9 protein-coding genes and 1 tRNA gene are annotated in these 17,620 nt (G+C 57.2%); 6 read left to right on the top strand and 4 right to left on the bottom strand.

Annotated features, from left to right (window positions below):
• Positions 1-432: 432 nt before the first annotated feature.
• The 4 genes from CBW22_RS13505 (at position 433) to CBW22_RS13520 (ending at position 3,738) form a co-directional block, all read left to right on the top strand.
• Entirely contained in the window at positions 433-1,113 is a 681-nt protein-coding gene (locus CBW22_RS13505; RefSeq protein WP_058771148.1) for a hypothetical protein, read from the top strand.
• Positions 1,114-1,349: 236 nt separating this feature from the next.
• Complete coding sequence (mtfA, locus tag CBW22_RS13510; RefSeq protein WP_088516937.1) at positions 1,350-2,126, top strand: DgsA anti-repressor MtfA; 777 nt, start codon at positions 1,350-1,352, stop codon at positions 2,124-2,126.
• A 103-nt stretch (positions 2,127-2,229) separates the two neighbouring features.
• Positions 2,230-2,305, top strand: a tRNA-Asn gene (locus tag CBW22_RS13515).
• A gap of 161 nt (positions 2,306-2,466) precedes the next feature.
• The gene (locus tag CBW22_RS13520; protein ID WP_088516938.1) at positions 2,467-3,738 is read left to right on the top strand and encodes a tyrosine-type recombinase/integrase; all 1,272 of its coding nucleotides are present in this window, start codon (positions 2,467-2,469) and stop codon (positions 3,736-3,738) included.
• A 170-nt stretch (positions 3,739-3,908) separates the two neighbouring features.
• Here the strand turns inward: CBW22_RS13520 and ybtS are convergent, their stop codons facing one another.
• Genes ybtS through ybtP form a run of 4 tightly spaced genes read right to left on the bottom strand, consistent with a single transcriptional unit; the run spans position 3,909 to position 10,021 of the window.
• A complete protein-coding gene (gene ybtS / locus CBW22_RS13525; protein ID WP_088516939.1) occupies positions 3,909-5,219 on the bottom strand; it encodes a yersiniabactin biosynthesis salicylate synthase Irp9/YbtS in 1,311 nt (436 codons plus the stop codon).
• A 27-nt stretch (positions 5,220-5,246) separates the two neighbouring features.
• On the bottom strand, positions 5,247-6,527 hold the full coding sequence (ybtX, locus tag CBW22_RS13530) for a yersiniabactin-associated zinc MFS transporter YbtX (protein ID WP_088516940.1): 1,281 nt from the start codon (positions 6,525-6,527) through the stop codon (positions 5,247-5,249).
• Positions 6,520-8,322: a yersiniabactin ABC transporter ATP-binding/permease protein YbtQ gene (ybtQ, locus tag CBW22_RS13535; protein WP_088516941.1), complete on the bottom strand. Its 1,803-nt coding sequence runs from the start codon at positions 8,320-8,322 to the stop codon at positions 6,520-6,522. The genes ybtX and ybtQ overlap by 8 nt, the downstream gene beginning before the upstream one ends.
• Complete coding sequence (gene ybtP / locus CBW22_RS13540; RefSeq protein ID WP_176428124.1) at positions 8,309-10,021, bottom strand: yersiniabactin ABC transporter ATP-binding/permease protein YbtP; 1,713 nt, start codon at positions 10,019-10,021, stop codon at positions 8,309-8,311. Before ybtP ends, ybtQ begins: the two co-directional genes overlap by 14 nt.
• Positions 10,022-10,277: 256 nt before the next feature.
• Here ybtP and ybtA point away from each other — a divergent pair, with 256 nt between their 5' ends.
• Entirely contained in the window at positions 10,278-11,237 is a 960-nt protein-coding gene (gene ybtA, locus CBW22_RS13545) for a yersiniabactin transcriptional regulator YbtA (RefSeq protein WP_088516943.1), read from the top strand.
• A 190-nt stretch (positions 11,238-11,427) separates the two neighbouring features.
• Positions 11,428-17,535, top strand: coding sequence for a yersiniabactin non-ribosomal peptide synthetase HMWP2 (irp2, locus tag CBW22_RS13550; protein ID WP_088516944.1), 6,108 nt, complete (start codon positions 11,428-11,430; stop codon positions 17,533-17,535).
• The last annotated feature ends 85 nt before the right edge of the window (positions 17,536-17,620 follow it).

Genomic DNA, 17,620 nt, shown 5'->3' on the forward strand with positions numbered 1-17,620 from the left:
CGCTTGCCCAGCCGCGATACGGTTTTCAGTATTTCCTTAACCTGTTTTAGTTAAGCCACTCTGTTTAATTTCGGTGATGCATTTCCCACTGGGTGAATTTTCAGCATCGCCAAAGGTCCAGTTTAGCCTGTCGCAACCCCAGCATTAAATCGCCCCTTTGCATAGCGACATAATCTGAAAAGATTCCCATTGCGACCGTTATAACGTACTGTATAGGGGAAATTTACGGCTCTCACCTGTACCCGAAGCCTTCGTCAGCACACTGTTTGCTTATGAGCCATTTTTAATACCGGAAGCGGCAGTTATTGCCCGATAATAAGGCGACAAATTATTAAGCAAATTGATTCAAACCCATTATGCTAATGCTCTCATCCGAGGATACGGATGTTTCGTCGAAGTTCTCCGGGTACGTGATACAACATGAGGTACATAATGAAAGAACGGCCGATTCTTTTTTCCGAACAGCGGGTGCGCGCCCTGCTGGTTGGCCAGCAAACTCAGACCCGGCGCATTATGAAAACTCAGGCGTTTGGCCCGGGACAGGATCATCATGAAGGCGTGCACGCGTTTGATGTCAGCGCTAATCATCTGCATGGCTATAAGCTGATGTCGATGGCGGACATTGGCGCCCAGTGCCCGTTTGGCCAGGTCGGCGATCGCCTGTGGGTGCGTGAAACCTGGCGGGGTCCGATTGTGCCTGAGGCGCAGCTGGCGGAATACGAGCGCGATCCACTGCCGTTCCGCAATCCGGCATTTTGCCAGTATCGTGCCGACAGCCATGAACTTGGACAACAGGAAGAAAATCAACAGGTCGCCGAGCAGTTTGGCTGGCAGACCGCCATCCATATGCCGCGCTGGGCCAGCCGCATCGATCTGGAAATCACGGCGGTACGCGCGGAGAAAATTCAGGACATCAGCGAAGACGACATCATGGCGGAAGGCGTGCAGACCGATTCGCACTTCCTCAATAATTTCTTCACGATGAACATGAATTCCGAATCGCCGAAAGAAGCTTACCGCAAGGCGTGGCAGAAGCAGTACGGCGCCACCAGCTGGGAGGTGAATCCCTGGGTCTGGGTCATCGCATTCCAGCGTGTGGAGCGTGAAGGCTAACCGTTTGCCCTCTTCCGCACGGAAGAGGGCGTCGTCTTTTGCGCGATTCAGTGAGTCACCAGCCCTTGCCCCTTGCCGGCGGCACAGCGCGCCCCTTTCCCACCTTGCCAGTTTGCAATCCCTGTCACAGACAAATCCGCCGCTAACAGGTTGAATAAGCGGCTTTGATTCCACGCTGGCAATTTATCGTCTGCCGCGTCAGGATATGATTTCCGCCCTGCAGAGTGAGTGACGCAATGATCAAATGGCCGTGGCGTGCACAAAAAGATGCTGCCGTGACTGCCCTGCCCTGGCAACAGGCGCTGGGGCAGCCGATCTTTTCTCTGCTGAACAGCGACGAACAGCAGGCGCTGGTAGCGCTGGCGCAACGCTTCCTGCTGCAGAAAAAAATCACTCCGCTGCAGGGTCTGGAACTCAGCGAACTGCGTCTGGCTCGCCTGTCGTTGCTGTTTTGCCTGCCGGTATTGAAGCTGGGTCTGGAATGGCTTGACGGCTTCCACGAAGTGCTGATCTACCCGGAGCCGTTCAGCGTTGACGATCGCTGGGAGGACGACAGCGGCCTGGTGCACCACGCGCCGGCCGTGCATGCCGGCCAGAGCTGGACGCAGGGACCGGTGGTGCTGAACGCGCTGGACATCCAGGACTCATACGATCTCTCTGGTTACAACCTGGTGATCCACGAAGTGGCGCACAAGCTCGACGCGCGCGGCAGCGGTTACACCAGCGGCATCCCGGCCATCGCGCTGCGCGATGTGGCCAGCTGGGAGAAAGATTTACTGCAGGCGATGGCTGAGATTGAGGCGGAAGTGGAGCTGGTGGGTGAACAGGCCGCGACCCTCGATCCTTATGCCGCCAGCGATCCGGCGGAATGTTTTGCCGTGCTGTCAGAGTACTTTTTCAGCGCCCCCGACCTGCTCGCCAGCCGTTTTCCGGCCATGTATCGCCACCTGCAGCAGTTTTACCATCAGGATCCGCTGGCGCGTCTGGCGCAGCAGGCACCGGAATCTGCTTAAATCACGATCGCTTTGCCGCTTTGCTAGCCAGTTGAATACAAATGTGTTTTTAGCGGTTGACACCCACAGGGGCTGCCATTAATATTCGCCTCGTTCCAACGATTCCTCTGTAGTTCAGTCGGTAGAACGGCGGACTGTTAATCCGTATGTCACTGGTTCGAGTCCAGTCAGAGGAGCCAATTTCCTGTTTTCATGCATCCTTGCGAATCATTATATGAAGTTGGTTCAACAGGTTAGCGTGAAAAGTCTTCCCGGTGCATTTTGATTTTACCCTCCGCATCGGGAAAAATTGGTGGTCAAATCTGGGGTCAGGTTAGTTCGATAATGGAGTGACCCCCATATGTCCCTTACCGACGCGAAAATCCGCACTCTCAAGCCTTCTGATAAACCCCTTAAAGTCTCCGATTCCCACGGTCTGTATCTGCTGGTCAAGCCGGGTGGCTCACGTCACTGGTATCTCAAGTACCGTATTAACGGTAAAGAATCCCGCATAGCGCTGGGTGCCTATCCTGCCGTCTCCCTCTCTGATGCGCGACAGCAGCGTGAAGGTGTCCGTAAAATGCTGGCGCTGAATATCAACCCGGTACAGCAGCGGGCTGCTGAACGTGGCTCACGAACACCGGATAAAGTTTTTAAAAACGTGGCGCTGGCGTGGCATAAAAGTAACCGGAAATGGTCGCAGAACACCGCTGACCGTCTGCTTGCCAGCCTGAACAATCACATCTTTCCGGTTATCGGGAACCTGCCTGTATCAGAACTTAAACCCCGTAATTTCATTGACCTGCTGAAAGGGATCGAGGAAAAAGGTCTGCTGGAAGTTGCGTCCCGCACGCGGCAGCACCTGAGTAACATAATGCGCCATGCGGTCCATCAGGGGTTAATCGATACGAACCCGGCAGCAAACCTTGGCGGCGTGACCACACCTCCTGTCAGACGGCACTATCCTTCCCTGCCACTGGAGCGGCTGCCTGAACTGTTTGAACGTATTGAGGCATATCATCAGGGCCGCGAACTTACCCGGCTTGCCGTCCTGCTGATGCTGCATGTGTTCATTCGCTCCAGTGAACTGCGTTTCGCCCGCTGGTCAGAGATTGATTTCACAAACCGAGTCTGGACGATACCCGCGACGCGAGAACCCATTATTGGCGTGCGTTATTCCGGGCGCGGGGCCAAAATGCGAATGCCGCATATCGTCCCGCTCTCAGAACAGGCCATCGCCATTCTGAAACAGATTAAAGATATCACCGGTAATAATGAACTGGTCTTCTCCGGCGACCATAACCCATATAAGCCAATGTGTGAAAATACGGTCAATAAGGCACTGCGGGTGATGGGCTACGACACGAAAAAGGATATCTGTGGCCACGGCTTTCGGGCGATGGCATGCAGTGCGCTGATGGAATCGGGTTTATGGGCAAAGGACGCAGTAGAACGCCAGATGAGTCATCAGGAGCGCAATACCGTGCGCATGGCTTATATTCACAAGGCAGAACACCTGGAAGCCCGCAAGGCGATGATGCAATGGTGGTCGGATTATCTGGATGAATGCCGTGAATCTTATTTACCGCCTTATACAGTAGGTAAAAATAAGTGTATCACCATAGTATGCTAACGAACCCCCATACTCTGGCAAATTAACACCACCTCCACAGGAGGTGGTTCTATATAGGCTCGTGTCAACTTCATAATGAAAAACTCACAAAAGAAGGCAGTAAAGTCACAGATGAATCAGAGAGCGACTCAATTGTCTTTGGACAGTCTGGTTGTGAAGTTAGAAAACAGTTACTCCGACGCTATTAAATAGGGCGCAATGCTCGCTAATTTCTCCCGGGTTTCCGTCAGTTCGCGTTCCGGCGTAGATTGCGCGATGATTCCCGCCCCCGCCTGTATCCAGCAGCGCTGGCTGTCCTGAAATACGGAACGCAGGACCAGCGCCGCATCAAAGCGCGTATCGTCCAGCAGCAGAATTGCGCCGGAATAAAGCTCTCGCGGCGTCTTCTCAATTTGCATAATCGCGTTCAGGGCAGCGTTTTTAGGGATGCCTGAGGCGGTAATCGACGGAAACAGCACGGTAAACGCATCCCAGGCATCCTTGTTCTCCGCAAGCTGACCGCTCACGCCAGACCCCAGATGCTGAACGCTGCCGCGCTGGCGAACCGACATTAAATCCTCAACCACCACGCTGCCCGGCTGGCAAACGGCCTCCAGTTCAGCAATAGCTTCTTTGACAGAAAGGATATGCTCAAGCACCTCTTTACTGTCGTGCAGCAGTTCTGCCTCTTTCGCCTTATTATGCTCCGGGTTTCCCATGCGATCGCGGGTGCCCGCAAGCGGTTCAGTGACCACTTTATTGCCCGTCACTGACATCACCAGTTCCGGGCTAAAGCCCAGCGCTTCGCGTCCTTCCTGACGGAACATAAACGAGCGCACAGGCGTGTTTGCCTGTCGCCCGTATAACAGCGTGGCGGGCATATCAATCCGCGATGGCAGGGGAATGGCGCGCGAGACAATCACTTTGACATACTCGCCACGGCGGATCTCCGCAACGGCGCGCGCAATCTGTTGTTTATATGCCTCACCATTGAGGGCGGTATCCACCGCCAGTAGTGCGTTCTGCGTCGTTGTACTGGCCTCTTTTACCCACTTGCACAGACGTCGGCACCCGTCGGCGGAGTCCGCATAAACGGTGACATTTCCCTTTTCAAAAATAAGTTCTTCACGGGGAACGGTTAACGTCAGCAGCGGCCACTCCCCGGCGTCAAAGGCAATCCCCCGCGCATGCGCCGCAAAGTTGAACCCAACCTGTCCATATACCCGACGTCCTTTCACCTGAGGATGCGCCATAAAACGACGCGCGCAGTCGGCAATGGAATCCACCGCCCATTTTTGCTCCCCGGCATCATCAATAAATGTCGCCTGCGTTCCATCGGCATTAATGTGCAACCGTGCTTGGCACCCTTTGCCTAAATACCAACAGGGTTGACGCTCATAGACATAACACTCTTCTTCTGCGAACTGGCGTAAAACGCCAGAAATCGTCGGCAGCCATTGTTCCCCTGGTAACGCCAGGTGTAGAAATTCACTGATTTTCATCCCTTACCTCTCTGTGTTATTCCCGGATCAATCAATTGCGCTTGTCATCAGTTCTCTTGCCGAATGCAGCCGGATATAAGCAACCCACGCCGCCAGCAACGTGAATGCCCCGGCAAACAGGAAGCAGGCCGCATAGCCAAAATGTTGAGCAACAACGCCGCCGATAACGCCAGCCAGAATGGCGATTGCCGCGTCAGTACATTGAAAGAGGGTGAAGTCGACACCGGCCTGCAAAGGCGATGAAAGCGACATCAGCGTGGCGTAAAGACAGACCAGCGCGCAGGCCAGCGAAATGGACTGGACAATGACCAGACACTGGAGAATCGGCAGCAGCAGATGACCCGGCGCCATCATGAGCGTCATCACCACCGCCAGCAGCGCGATCCCCTGGACGCCATAAGCCGTCAACAGCGCTCTGCCGGGTGAGGTGTATTTCATCAGCAATCCCCCAGCCAGCGTTCCTGCTATGCCCGCTGCAATATTGCCGCCGCTGAACAGCGCGCCCAACGCTGACATGCTCAACCCATGATCCAACAACAGCGGCGCCAGAAGAGGCAGCACAAACCGCATGCCTGAATTCAGCATCAATACCAGCAGTAAGCCCAGGCGCGCCTGTTTCCTCCTTAGCGCATAACCTAACGCCGGAACATGCGGGATAGTCGCTGTTCGCGTCGGCTCCGTAATGCGCCACAGCGGGAGTGACAGCGCCATAATCAGCACCGCCATCATCAGCATGGCGACAGGCCAGCCGGATGCTGCCGACAGCATCAGAAACACCCCGCCGCCGCACATCATCCCCAGATAGCTGCCGCCGACCTGCACGCTGTTTCCCCAGCCGTAACCCGCGCGGGTCAGTTGATCGACGCAAAAGCCGTCGCTGGCGATATCAATGGTGGAGGCGACCGTGCCTGCCACCATAAACAGAACAAATAACGCGACGATTTGCGTATCGGGAAATCCCCCTTCTCGCCCAAACCAGCCAATCGCTGCGGCAATCATCAGGATCGCCGCTAACGCGACCTGACCACGCAGGATTATCATGCGGGAACGGCGTTCCTGGCTACCGGGCGGAAGCCGCCAGCGTTCGATCCACGGCGCCCAAATAAACTTCAGCGCCCAGGGCAGCATGAACAGGGTTGTCGCACCGGCAAGCGCCAGCGAACCGCCAGCAGCGCGCACCAGCGCGGGTAAGGACTGCATAGACAGTGCCGATACCAGGCTCTGCGTCACATAGACGCCGGCAATAGCAAAAATCACCCGCCCGGTCGTCAACGTCAGCGGTTTCACATTCGACTGAACATCACTCATGCACCCACTCTCCAGACGCGGAAGCCCCGTCCTCGCGCCACACGCGCGCGGCCATTTGCGCCTGCCACAGCGCCTGATAACGTCCATGATGAGAGAGCAATTGCGCATGAGTACCCTGCTCAACCCCCTGTCCCTCTTCCATCACCAGAATGTTTCCGGCCCCGGCAATGGTAGATAAACGGTGAGCAATGATAATTACCGTCCGGTTGTGAACCAGGTTATCGATCGCTTTTTGCACCGCCAGCTCGCTTTCAATATCCAGCGCGGCGGTCGGTTCATCGAGAATGACGACCGGCGCGTTTTTCAATAACGCTCTGGCAATGGAAATCCGCTGGCGCTCGCCGCCCGATAGCTGGCCGCCCATCTCCCCCATTGGCGTCAGCCAGCCTTGCGGAAGACGGGAAATAAACTCAAGGCACTGCGCCGCGCGGGCAGCCTCTTCCACCTCCTGTCGCGTCGCCTGTGGGCGCGCGATACGGATATTCGCCAGCAGCGTGTCATCAAACAGCCAGACATCCTGGAAAACAACAGAAATCAGGCTATTGAGCTGTTCCGGCGTCAGGCGGCGAATATCGACGCCGCCAATAGAAATCTGCCCTTGCTGCGGATCGGCATAGCGCATTAACAGTTTAGTGACCGTGGTTTTGCCTGCGCCGGAGGCGCCCACCAGCGCGCTCATACTGGCTGCCGGGAACGTCAAAGAAACATGATTAAGCGCGTGACCGCCGCCTTCTTCGTAGCGATAGCTGACGTTGTCAAAGCGGATATCGTAACGTTCCGGCATCTCGCTTTGCTCTGCGACGGGAAGCGGTGCTATCGCCATAAACTGCTCAATCCGTTGCAGGGCGCTGGCGATCAGTTCCACAACCGAGGTGTAGCTGATAAACATCGCCATCGGTTCTGCGAAGCGCATAATCATCGCGACGGCGGCAATCAAAAAGGCGAGGTTCAGAGTGCCCGTCACCACCCAGACGATCCCGGATAACACCACCACCTGTAGGCCCAACTCCACGACGCTGGCGATCAGCATCGTAGCGCCAGCGCCCTGGCGGTGAGCGCGGGTCTGTAAGTTTTCCAGCGCATTGAAATGCGCCAGCAACGCCCGGCTTTTATCGGCATCGCTGCCGCAGGTGCGCAATACCATCATCCCCTGAGCAAATTCAACGATATCGCCGCTCAGCCGCTGGTGCGCTTCCCCCAGCGTCTGCATGTGTCGCCGCATCGCCGGGCGGCGCCAGTAATAAAACGGCACCAGCAGAGGGAAGATCAGCAACATCACCAGCCCCAGCCGCCAGTCTATCCACAATGTCGCCAGCGACGCCGTTAGCGGCGTGACAATGGTGAGCAGCAAAATATTGGCTATCGCAATAACATAATTGAGGTTTTCATCCACGCTGCCCAGCAGCAAGGCGTTCATTTCGCCCGCCCTGCCACGCTGGAGCTTCTCCAGCGGCACGCGGCGTAACTGCTCGCCAAGTCGCAGGCGCAACTCATGGGTGGCCTGCGCCAGATGACCACGGTATTCAAAGCCCAGGCCATACCAGCGTAGCGCCAGCGTCACAATCGCGGCGACGCTGAAGGCCACAGCCCAGTTGAGAAGTTGCGGCGCGTCTCCCCGTAACAGCGCATCAATGATCGGATAAAGACAGGCAAAGGCGATCCCCTGCATGAATGCCGCCAGCAACAGCGCCAGCATACTGCGCCGCAGCATCCTGGCCTGACTGCCAACGCTGGAGATAAGCTGGCGCCAGATGACGCGCCAGGACAGGTTATCCGCAGGATTATTGTCTTTCATTTTCCACCACCTCTTCCTGTGTTCCACCCGGCACCCAATGCTGCGCCTGCTGATAGTGTTGCCAGAGCCGTTGATACAGGCCGCCCTGCGCCAACAGTTGCGTATGGTTCCCCATTTCCCTGAGCTGTCCGTCGGAAAACAGCAATATCACATCGGCCTGAGTCACCATTGAAAGACGATGCGCGACCATGATTACCGTCCGGCCGCGCATGGCCGCCGCGAGCGCCTTGATAAGCGCCGCTTCGTTTTCCGGGTCAGCAAACGCCGTCGCCTCATCGAGCACCAGGATGGGGCGATCCTGCAAAAGCGCCCGGGCGATAGTGATGCGCTGCCGCTGGCCGCCGGAGAGAAATACCCCGCGTTCCCCGACTCGCGTGTTGTAACCTTCTGGCAGCGCGCTAATAAAATCATGGGCCTGCGCCACTCTGGCCGCCGCTATTACCGCCTCCAGCGGCGTATCCGGCGCGCCCAGACGAATGTTATTGGCTATCGTGTCGGCAAAAAGGAAGTTGTCCTGAAACACAAACGAGAGTTGCTTCATCAGGGTGTCCGTCTGCATATCGCGCAGATCCACGCCGCCAATACGGATATGGCCTTTGTCCGGGTCGGCGTAACGCAGCAGCAAGCGCGCCACGGTGCTTTTTCCGGCGCCGCTTGACCCGACCAGCGCCACAATTTGCCCGGCAGGTACATGAAAGCTCACCTCCTGCAACGCGGCGCCAGTACGCGCTTGCGGATAATGAAAGCTCACCTGCTCAAAGGTAATGCTCGCCTCTTGCGGCTGCTGGTCAGACAGCGGCAGCGATAACTCCGGCATCGCGAGAACCTGATAAATACGCTGAATGCTTAAACGCGTTTGCGCGACCAGGTTATTGAGCATCATCATTGGCATTACGGCTTCGGCCATTCCACTGCCCAGCAGTAAAACGGCCACCCACGCGATAAAATCGAAACTGCCATAGTGCAACAGGCCGTATCCCGACCAGATCAGGACAAACAGGGTCGGGAGAGGATTCAGAATCGAGAAGGAAAAACGCGCTGAAAAACCGGCTTTGCGATACCAGGTTTTGAGCACATCGACCCACTCTTCAAGGGCGCGTTGATAACGCAAAAAACTGGTGCTGCCGCTATCAAACGTTCTCACCACGGGCATGGCCTGCACGAACTCAATAACCGCCGCACTGACCTGCTCGCGCGCCTTATGATAACGCTGAGCCATATCTTCCGAACGCTGGCGGACAAGCACGAGAACAACCGAGCCAAACGCCAGTATCCCCAGCGTCGCGATTGCCAGTCGCCAATCCAGCCAGAACAAGATAACGATTGTCGCCAGCGGCATGATGATCGCGCGGGCATAGAGCGGCGTGCTGTCGGCCACAAAAATATGCAGTGACTTCACGTCATCCAGCATCACTTTCGCCACTGACCCGCTACCCATTTGCTGTAACACGCCAGGCGGAAGCTGCAATGCTTTACGGGCTAACCTGCTGCGCAGAATGTTCTCCAGATGAAAAGCCGCGTAATGAGAGGTGTTGAACGCCTGTAAGCGCAGAACAAAAGTTAAGACCACGCAGCCGATCACGCCGCCCAGCGGCCAGGCCGGAATAGCGTCAGGCGTCGCGCGAATGTCGCGCAGGCTCCACGCCAGAAAAAGGAGCGCCCCCAGGCTGGTTAATGCCGCCAGCCCCGCCAGCGCCATAGCTAAAATAACCTTCCTGCGAACCGGTGTAATCACCTGCCAGAGAGGAAATCGGGACAGCGATTCAGTATTGGATGATTGAGATGACATGGGAGTAACTGAATTTCCTGATGAATTTTTACGGACGCCAAAAACGACAATTCAGGGTGGTGTTCTGATAATTAATGTGAATAATAACTATTATCAATAACTCATCTACCCCATTCGGTTCTATTTATACCCGCATTGGTCTAAGCCACAGGGAGATAACCAGGTCATGACGGAGTCACCGCAAACGCAATCTGAAATCTCTATTCACCAGTTGGTGGTCGGGAAACCTGCAAACGATGGCAATATTCCTGCTCAGTGTGAACTGCTGCGCTGTTCGTTGCAGGAAGGTATGGATATTTTGCTCTGGAGGGGCCATTTTGCGCGGCCTGAGACGTTGCAGCTACACGACGATCTGGGCAGGATTAACTTCTCGTGCATCCTGGAAGGCACATCGCGCTTTGCGATTCAGGGGCTCCGGCGCCACACCGACTGGGAGCTTGCGCGCAATCGCCATTACATTACCCATACGCCAGACTGCCGTGGCAGCGCCTCCTATTGTGGCCGATTCGAGAGCATTACCCTCTCCTTCAGCCCTGAAACCCTCGCGCTATGGGTGCCGAATATTAGCACGGTCATTAAGAATAAGATCGACTCACACTGCTGTTGCCAGCAGCAGCGTTGTAATGCTGAAACCCACTTAACGGCTCAGGCCTTGCGTCACGCGCTGATGCGCATGCACGGCGGCTTCAGTCATGAACAAAAGCCGTCGACGCTATGGTTGCAGGGGCAAAGTCTGGTCATGCTCAGTCTGGTGCTGGATGAACATCGTGAAGACGCCAGTTGCCTCTCCTGCCACTTCAACCCGATGGAACGTCAGAAACTGCTGCGGGCGAAGGATCTGCTGCTGGCTGATCTGACGCAAGCGCCGGGCGTCGCGGAGCTGGCCAGAGAGTCCGGTCTGAGCGTTCTCAAAATTAAGCGAGGCTTCCGCGTTCTGTTCAACAACAGCGTCTATGGCCTGTTTCAGGCTGAACGAATGCAGGAAGCCAGAAGACGCCTGGCTAACGGCAATACCTCCGTCATGACGGTGGCGGCCGATCTGGGCTATGCCAACGCCAGCCATTTCTCTGCCGCCTTCCAGAAACAGTTTGGCGTAACACCTTCGACCTTTAAACGCGTGATGTAACCGGGGTCGCGCCCCCCTAAATTCCTCCCTGACAGAGGCCCGGATACCCCATCCGGGCCTCTGTTCTTTCCGCCTGTTACTAACCCGAAACGGGCATAAATAAACCCGTTTCGGGTAGCATCTAATTGTTAATAATTATTATTCTCATATGAGCAATGCTTTTCGGTAAAACGTGCCATCAGGGGGAAGAATGATTTCTGGCGCACCATCTCAGGATTCGCTGTTACCGGACAACCGCCACGCGGCTGATTACCAACAATTACGCGAGCGGCTTATACAGGAACTGAATTTAACGCCGCAGCAGTTACATGAAGAGAGCAATCTAATCCAGGCTGGCCTGGATTCAATAAGATTGATGAGATGGTTACACTGGTTTCGTAAAAATGGCTACCGCCTTACCCTTCGCGAGCTGTATGCCGCCCCCACGCTGGCGGCATGGAACCAGTTAATGCTCAGCCGGTCGCCGGAGAACGCGGAAGAAGAAACGCTGCCCGACGAATCATCCTGGCCGAATATGACCGAAAGTACCCCCTTCCCATTGACGCAGGTACAGCACGCCTACCTGACGGGCCGCATGCCGGGGCAGACGCTTGGCGGTGTGGGTTGCCACCTGTATCAGGAGTTTGAAGGCCATTGTCTGACGGCGTCGCAGCTGGAGCAGGCCATCACGACCTTGCTGCAACGCCACCCAATGCTGCATATCGCCTTTCGCCCCGACGGGCAGCAGGTCTGGCTACCGCAACCTTACTGGAACGGCGTCACCGTTCATGATTTACGCCATAACGACGCTGAAAGCCGCCAGGCCTATCTGGACGCACTGCGCCAGCGCCTGAGCCACCGTCTTTTACGCGTGGAGATCGGCGAAACGTTTGATTTTCAGCTGACGCTCTTGCCGGACAATCGCCACCGCCTCCATGTCAATATTGACCTGCTGATTATGGATGCCTCCAGCTTTACGCTTTTCTTCGATGAGCTTAATGCCCTGCTGGCCGGAGAATCGCTGTCGGCTATCGACACCCGCTATGATTTCCGCTCGTATTTGCTGCACCAGCAGAAGATCAATCAACCACTGAGAGACGACGCGCGCGCTTACTGGCTGGCGAAAGCATCGACGCTTCCCCCCGCGCCCGTCTTGCCGCTGGTCTGCGAACCCGCCACGCTGCGCGAAGTCCGTAATACCCGGCGCCGCATGATTGTTCCGGCAACACGCTGGCACGCCTTTAGCAACCGGGCCGGCGAATATGGCGTGACGCCAACAATGGCGCTGGCGACCTGTTTTTCTGCCGTGCTGGCTCGCTGGGGCGGCCTGACGCGTCTGCTGCTTAACATCACCTTATTCGACCGCCAGCCGCTGCACCCGGCGGTTGGCACGATGCTTGCCGACTTCACCAATATTCTTCTGCTGGATACCGCCTGCGACGGCGATACCGTCAGCAACCTGGCGCGTAAAAACCAGCTCACGTTTACGGAGGACTGGGAGCATCGCCACTGGTCCGGCGTCGAATTACTCCGTGAACTCAAACGCCAGCAGCGCTACCCCCACGGCGCCCCGGTGGTATTTACCAGCAATCTGGGGCGTTCCCTCTACAGCAGCCGCGCAGAATCGCCGTTGGGCGAGCCGGAATGGGGCATCTCGCAAACGCCGCAGGTCTGGATAGATCATCTGGCGTTCGAGCATCACGGCGAGGTCTGGCTGCAATGGGACAGCAACGACTCGCTGTTCCCTCCGGCGTTAGTCGAAACATTGTTCGACGCCTACTGCCAGTTGATTAACCAACTCTGCGATGACGAAAGCGCCTGGCAAAAGCCGTTCGCAGATATGATGCCCGCCAGCCAGCACGCGATACGCGAACGGCTCAACGCCACCGGCGCCCCCATTCCCGAAGGCTTGCTGCATGAAGGCATTTTCCGTATCGCTCTGCAACAGCCGCAGGCGCTGGCGGTAACGGACATGCGTTATCAGTGGAATTATCATGAGCTGACAGACTATGCCCGCCGTTGCGCAGGCAGGTTAATCGAGTGCGGGGTTCAGCCCGGCGATAATGTGGCTATCACGATGTCGAAAGGCGCAGGACAACTTGTTGCGGTTCTGGCCGTCCTGCTGGCCGGGGCGGTTTACGTTCCGGTTTCGCTGGACCAGCCTGCCGCACGGCGCGAGAAAATCTACGCTGACGCCAGCGTCCGGCTGGTGCTCATTTGCCAGCACGACGCCAGCGTCTGGTCAGACGATATTCCCGTTCTTGCCTGGCAGCAGACCATTGAGGCGGAGCCAATCGCCAACCCGGTGGTACGCGCCCCCACGCAACCGGCCTACATTATCTACACCTCCGGCTCAACCGGCACGCCGAAAGGGGTAGTCATTTCTCACCGGGGAGCGCTTAACACCTGTTGCGATATCAATACCCGCTATCAGGTTGGCCCACATGACAGGGTGCTGGCCCTCTCCGCCCTGCATTTTGATTTATCGGTTTACGACATTTTTGGCGTACTGCGTGCGGGCGGCGCGCTGGTGATGGTGATGGAAAATCAACGGCGCGATCCTCACGCATGGTGTGAGCTGATCCAGCGCCATCAGGTCACGCTCTGGAACAGCGTCCCGGCGCTGTTCGATATGCTGCTGACCTGGTGTGAAGGTTTCGCCGACGCCACGCCGGAAAACCTGCGCGCAGTGATGCTTTCCGGCGACTGGATCGGGCTTGACCTCCCCGCCCGTTATCGGGCCTTCCGGCCACAAGGACAATTTATCGCGATGGGCGGCGCCACCGAGGCGTCTATCTGGTCTAACGCCTGCGAAATTCACGACGTTCCTGTCCACTGGCGTTCCATCCCTTACGGTTTTCCGCTAACCAACCAACGCTACCGGGTGGTGGATGAACTGGGCCGGGACTGCCCTGACTGGGTGCCGGGCGAATTATGGATTGGCGGCATCGGGGTCGCGGAAGGCTATTTCAACGATCCCCTGCGCAGCGAGCAGCAATTTTTGACGCTCCAGGACGAGCGCTGGTATCGCACCGGCGATCTCGGCTGCTACTGGCCAGATGGCACAATCGAGTTCCTCGGTCGTCGCGACAAGCAGGTCAAAGTCGGAGGATATCGCATCGAGCTGGGCGAAATCGAAAGCGCGCTCAGCCAGCTGGCGGGGGTGAAACAAGCAACCGTTCTGGCGATCGGCGAAAAAGAAAAAACGCTGGCGGCATACGTGGTTCCTCAGGGCGAGGCTTTTTGCGTTACCGATCATCGGGACCCGGCACTGCCGCAGGCGTGGCACACGCTTGCAGGAACATTGCCCTGTTGCGCCATCTCGCCAGAGATCTCCGCAGAACAGGTAGCCGATTTCCTTCAGCATCGCCTGTTAAAACTGAAGCCGGGTCACACCGCTGGCGCCGATCCTCTCCCCCTGATGAACTCACTCGCTATCCAGCCGCGCTGGCAGGCCGTGGTGGAACGCTGGTTAGCATTTCTGGTGACGCAACGGCGACTGAAGCCCGCTGCTGAAGGTTATCAGGTCTGCGCTGGTGAAGAACGCGAGAATGAGCACCCGCACTTCAGCGGACATGATTTAACGTTATCGCAGATTCTTCGCGGCGCCCGTGACGAACTGTCGTTACTGAACGACGCGCAGTGGTCGCCGGAAAGCCTGGCCTTCAACCATCCGGCCAGCGCCCCGTATATTCAGGAACTGGCGACAATTTGCCAACAGCTTGCACAGCGCTTACAGCGCCCGGTACGCCTGCTTGAGGTGGGAACCCGCACTGGCCGCGCCGCAGAATCGCTGTTAGCACAGCTCAACGCCGGACAGATTGAGTATGTCGGGCTTGAGCAGAGCCAGGAGATGCTGCTGAGCGCCCGGCAGAGGCTCGCCCCCTGGCCTGGCACTCGTCTGTCTCCCTGGAATGCAGACACGCTGGCGGCGCACGCTCACTCGGCGGACATTATCTGGCTTAATAACGCCCTGCATCGTCTGCTGCCGGAAGATCCCGGGCTCCTTGCAACATTACAACAGCTTGCCGTTCCCGGCGCGCTGCTCTACGTGATGGAGTTTCGCCAGTTAACGCCGTCCGCCTTGCTCAGCACGCTTCTGTTAACCGATGGGCAGCCGGAGGCCTTGCTGCATAACAGCGCCGACTGGGCGGCATTATTTAGCGCAGCCGCCTTCAATTGTCAGCATGGCGATGAGGTCGCGGGGTTACAACGCTTCCTCGTACAATGTCCTGACAGGCATGTGCGCCGCGATCCCCGGCAACTTCAGGCCGCCCTCGCCGGGCGTCTGCCGGGGTGGATGGTGCCGCAACGGATCGTCTTCCTCAACGCCTTACCGCTGACGGCTAACGGGAAAATTGATTATCAGGGGCTGAAGCGTCGTCATACCCCTGAAGCGGAAAACCAGGCCGAAGCGGATTTACCCCAAGGCGACATTGAAAAACAGGTTGCCACCCTCTGGCAGCAACTCTTATCGACTGGCAATGTCACCAGAGAAACCGACTTCTTCCAGCAAGGCGGAGATAGCCTGCTGGCGACCCGCCTGACCGGGCAACTTCATCAGGCAGGTTATGAAGCGCAATTAAGCGACCTGTTTAATCATCCCCGGCTGGCGGATTTTGCCGCCACGCTGCGGAAAACCGACGTCCCGGTCGAACAACCATTCGTCCACTCCCCTGAAGATCGCTACCAGCCCTTTGCGCTTACCGACGTGCAGCAGGCTTACCTGGTGGGGCGTCAGCTAGGCTTTGCCCTGGGCGGCGTCGGCTCACATTTCTTTGTTGAATTTGAAATTGCCGATCTGGATCTCACCCGGCTGGAGACGGTCTGGAACCGATTAATCGCCCGCCACGATATGCTGCGCGCCGTCGTGCGTGATGGACAGCAACAGGTGCTCGAACAGACGCGCCCCTGGGTGATACCCGCACACACCCTCCATACGCCTGAAGAGGCGTTGCGGGTACGCGAAAAACTGGCGCATCAGGTACTCAACCCCGAAGTGTGGCCGGTATTCGATCTCCAGGTCGGATACGTGGACGGGATGCCCGCCCGCCTGTGGCTGTGTCTGGATAACCTGTTGCTTGACGGTCTGAGCATGCAGATCCTGCTGGCGGAGCTGGAGCACGGCTACCGCTACCCGCAACAGTTGCTTCCGCCGCTGCCCGTCACTTTCAGGGATTATCTGCAACAACCCTCGCTACAGTCGCCCAATCCAGATTCTCTGGCATGGTGGCAGGCGCAGCTTGATGATATTCCTCCGGCGCCTGCGTTGCCGCTGCGCTGCTTGCCTCAGGAGGTTGAAACACCGCGCTTCGCCCGCCTGAACGGCGCGCTGGACAGCACGCGCTGGCATCGGCTGAAAAAACGGGCGGCTGACGCCCATCTCACCCCGTCGGCCGTGCTGTTGTCGGTGTGGTCAACGGTTCTCTCTGCATGGAGTGCGCAGCCTGAGTTCACGCTTAACCTTACGCTTTTCGACAGGCGACCGCTGCACCCGCAAATCAACCAGATTCTGGGCGATTTCACCTCGCTGATGTTGCTGAGCTGGCATCCCGGCGAAAGCTGGCTGCACAGCGCGCAGTCACTACAGCAGCGGCTGAGCCAGAACCTCAACCACCGCGATGTGTCGGCCATCCGCGTGATGCGTCAACTGGCGCAACGGCAAAACGTGCCTGCCGTTCCGATGCCCGTCGTCTTTACCAGCGCGCTGGGCTTTGAGCAGGATAACTTCCTCGCCCGGCGTAATCTGCTCAAACCGGTCTGGGGCATCTCCCAGACGCCGCAGGTCTGGCTCGATCACCAGGTTTATGAATCCGAAGGCGAACTGCGCTTTAACTGGGATTTTGTCGCCGCGCTGTTTCCTGCCGGACAGGTGGAGCGCCAGTTTGAACAGTATTGCGCATTGCTAGACCGAATGGCCGAGGATGAAAGCGGCTGGCAACTGCCGCTCGGCGCGCTGGTGCCTCCCGTTGAACACGCAGGACAATGCGCAGAACGCTCACCGCGCGTATGCCCTGAGCACTCTCAGCCACACATTGCGGCGGACGAGAGCACCGTCAGCCTGATTTGCGACGCCTTCCGCGAGGTGGTTGGCGAGTCGGTCACCCCCGCAGAAAACTTCTTTGAGGCGGGTGCAACATCGCTGAATCTGGTGCAACTGCACGTTTTGTTACAACGTCACGAATTTTCCACCCTGACATTGCTTGACCTCTTCACCCACCCTTCTCCTGTTGCCCTGGCCGATTATCTGGCCGGCGTCGCCACGGTGGAGAAAACAAAACGTCCTCGCCCTGTTCGCCGTCGTCAGCGGCGGATATAGCGCGAAGCAAACTGATTTTCCCCGGAACGCCATCGCGAACGCCTAGCGTTCCATTGACTTTGTGAATCTTAGGAAACGGGACCGA

The organism is Pantoea sp. VS1, assembly GCF_002207995.1.
GTDB classification, from domain to species: Bacteria; Pseudomonadota; Gammaproteobacteria; order Enterobacterales; family Enterobacteriaceae; genus Pantoea; species Pantoea dispersa.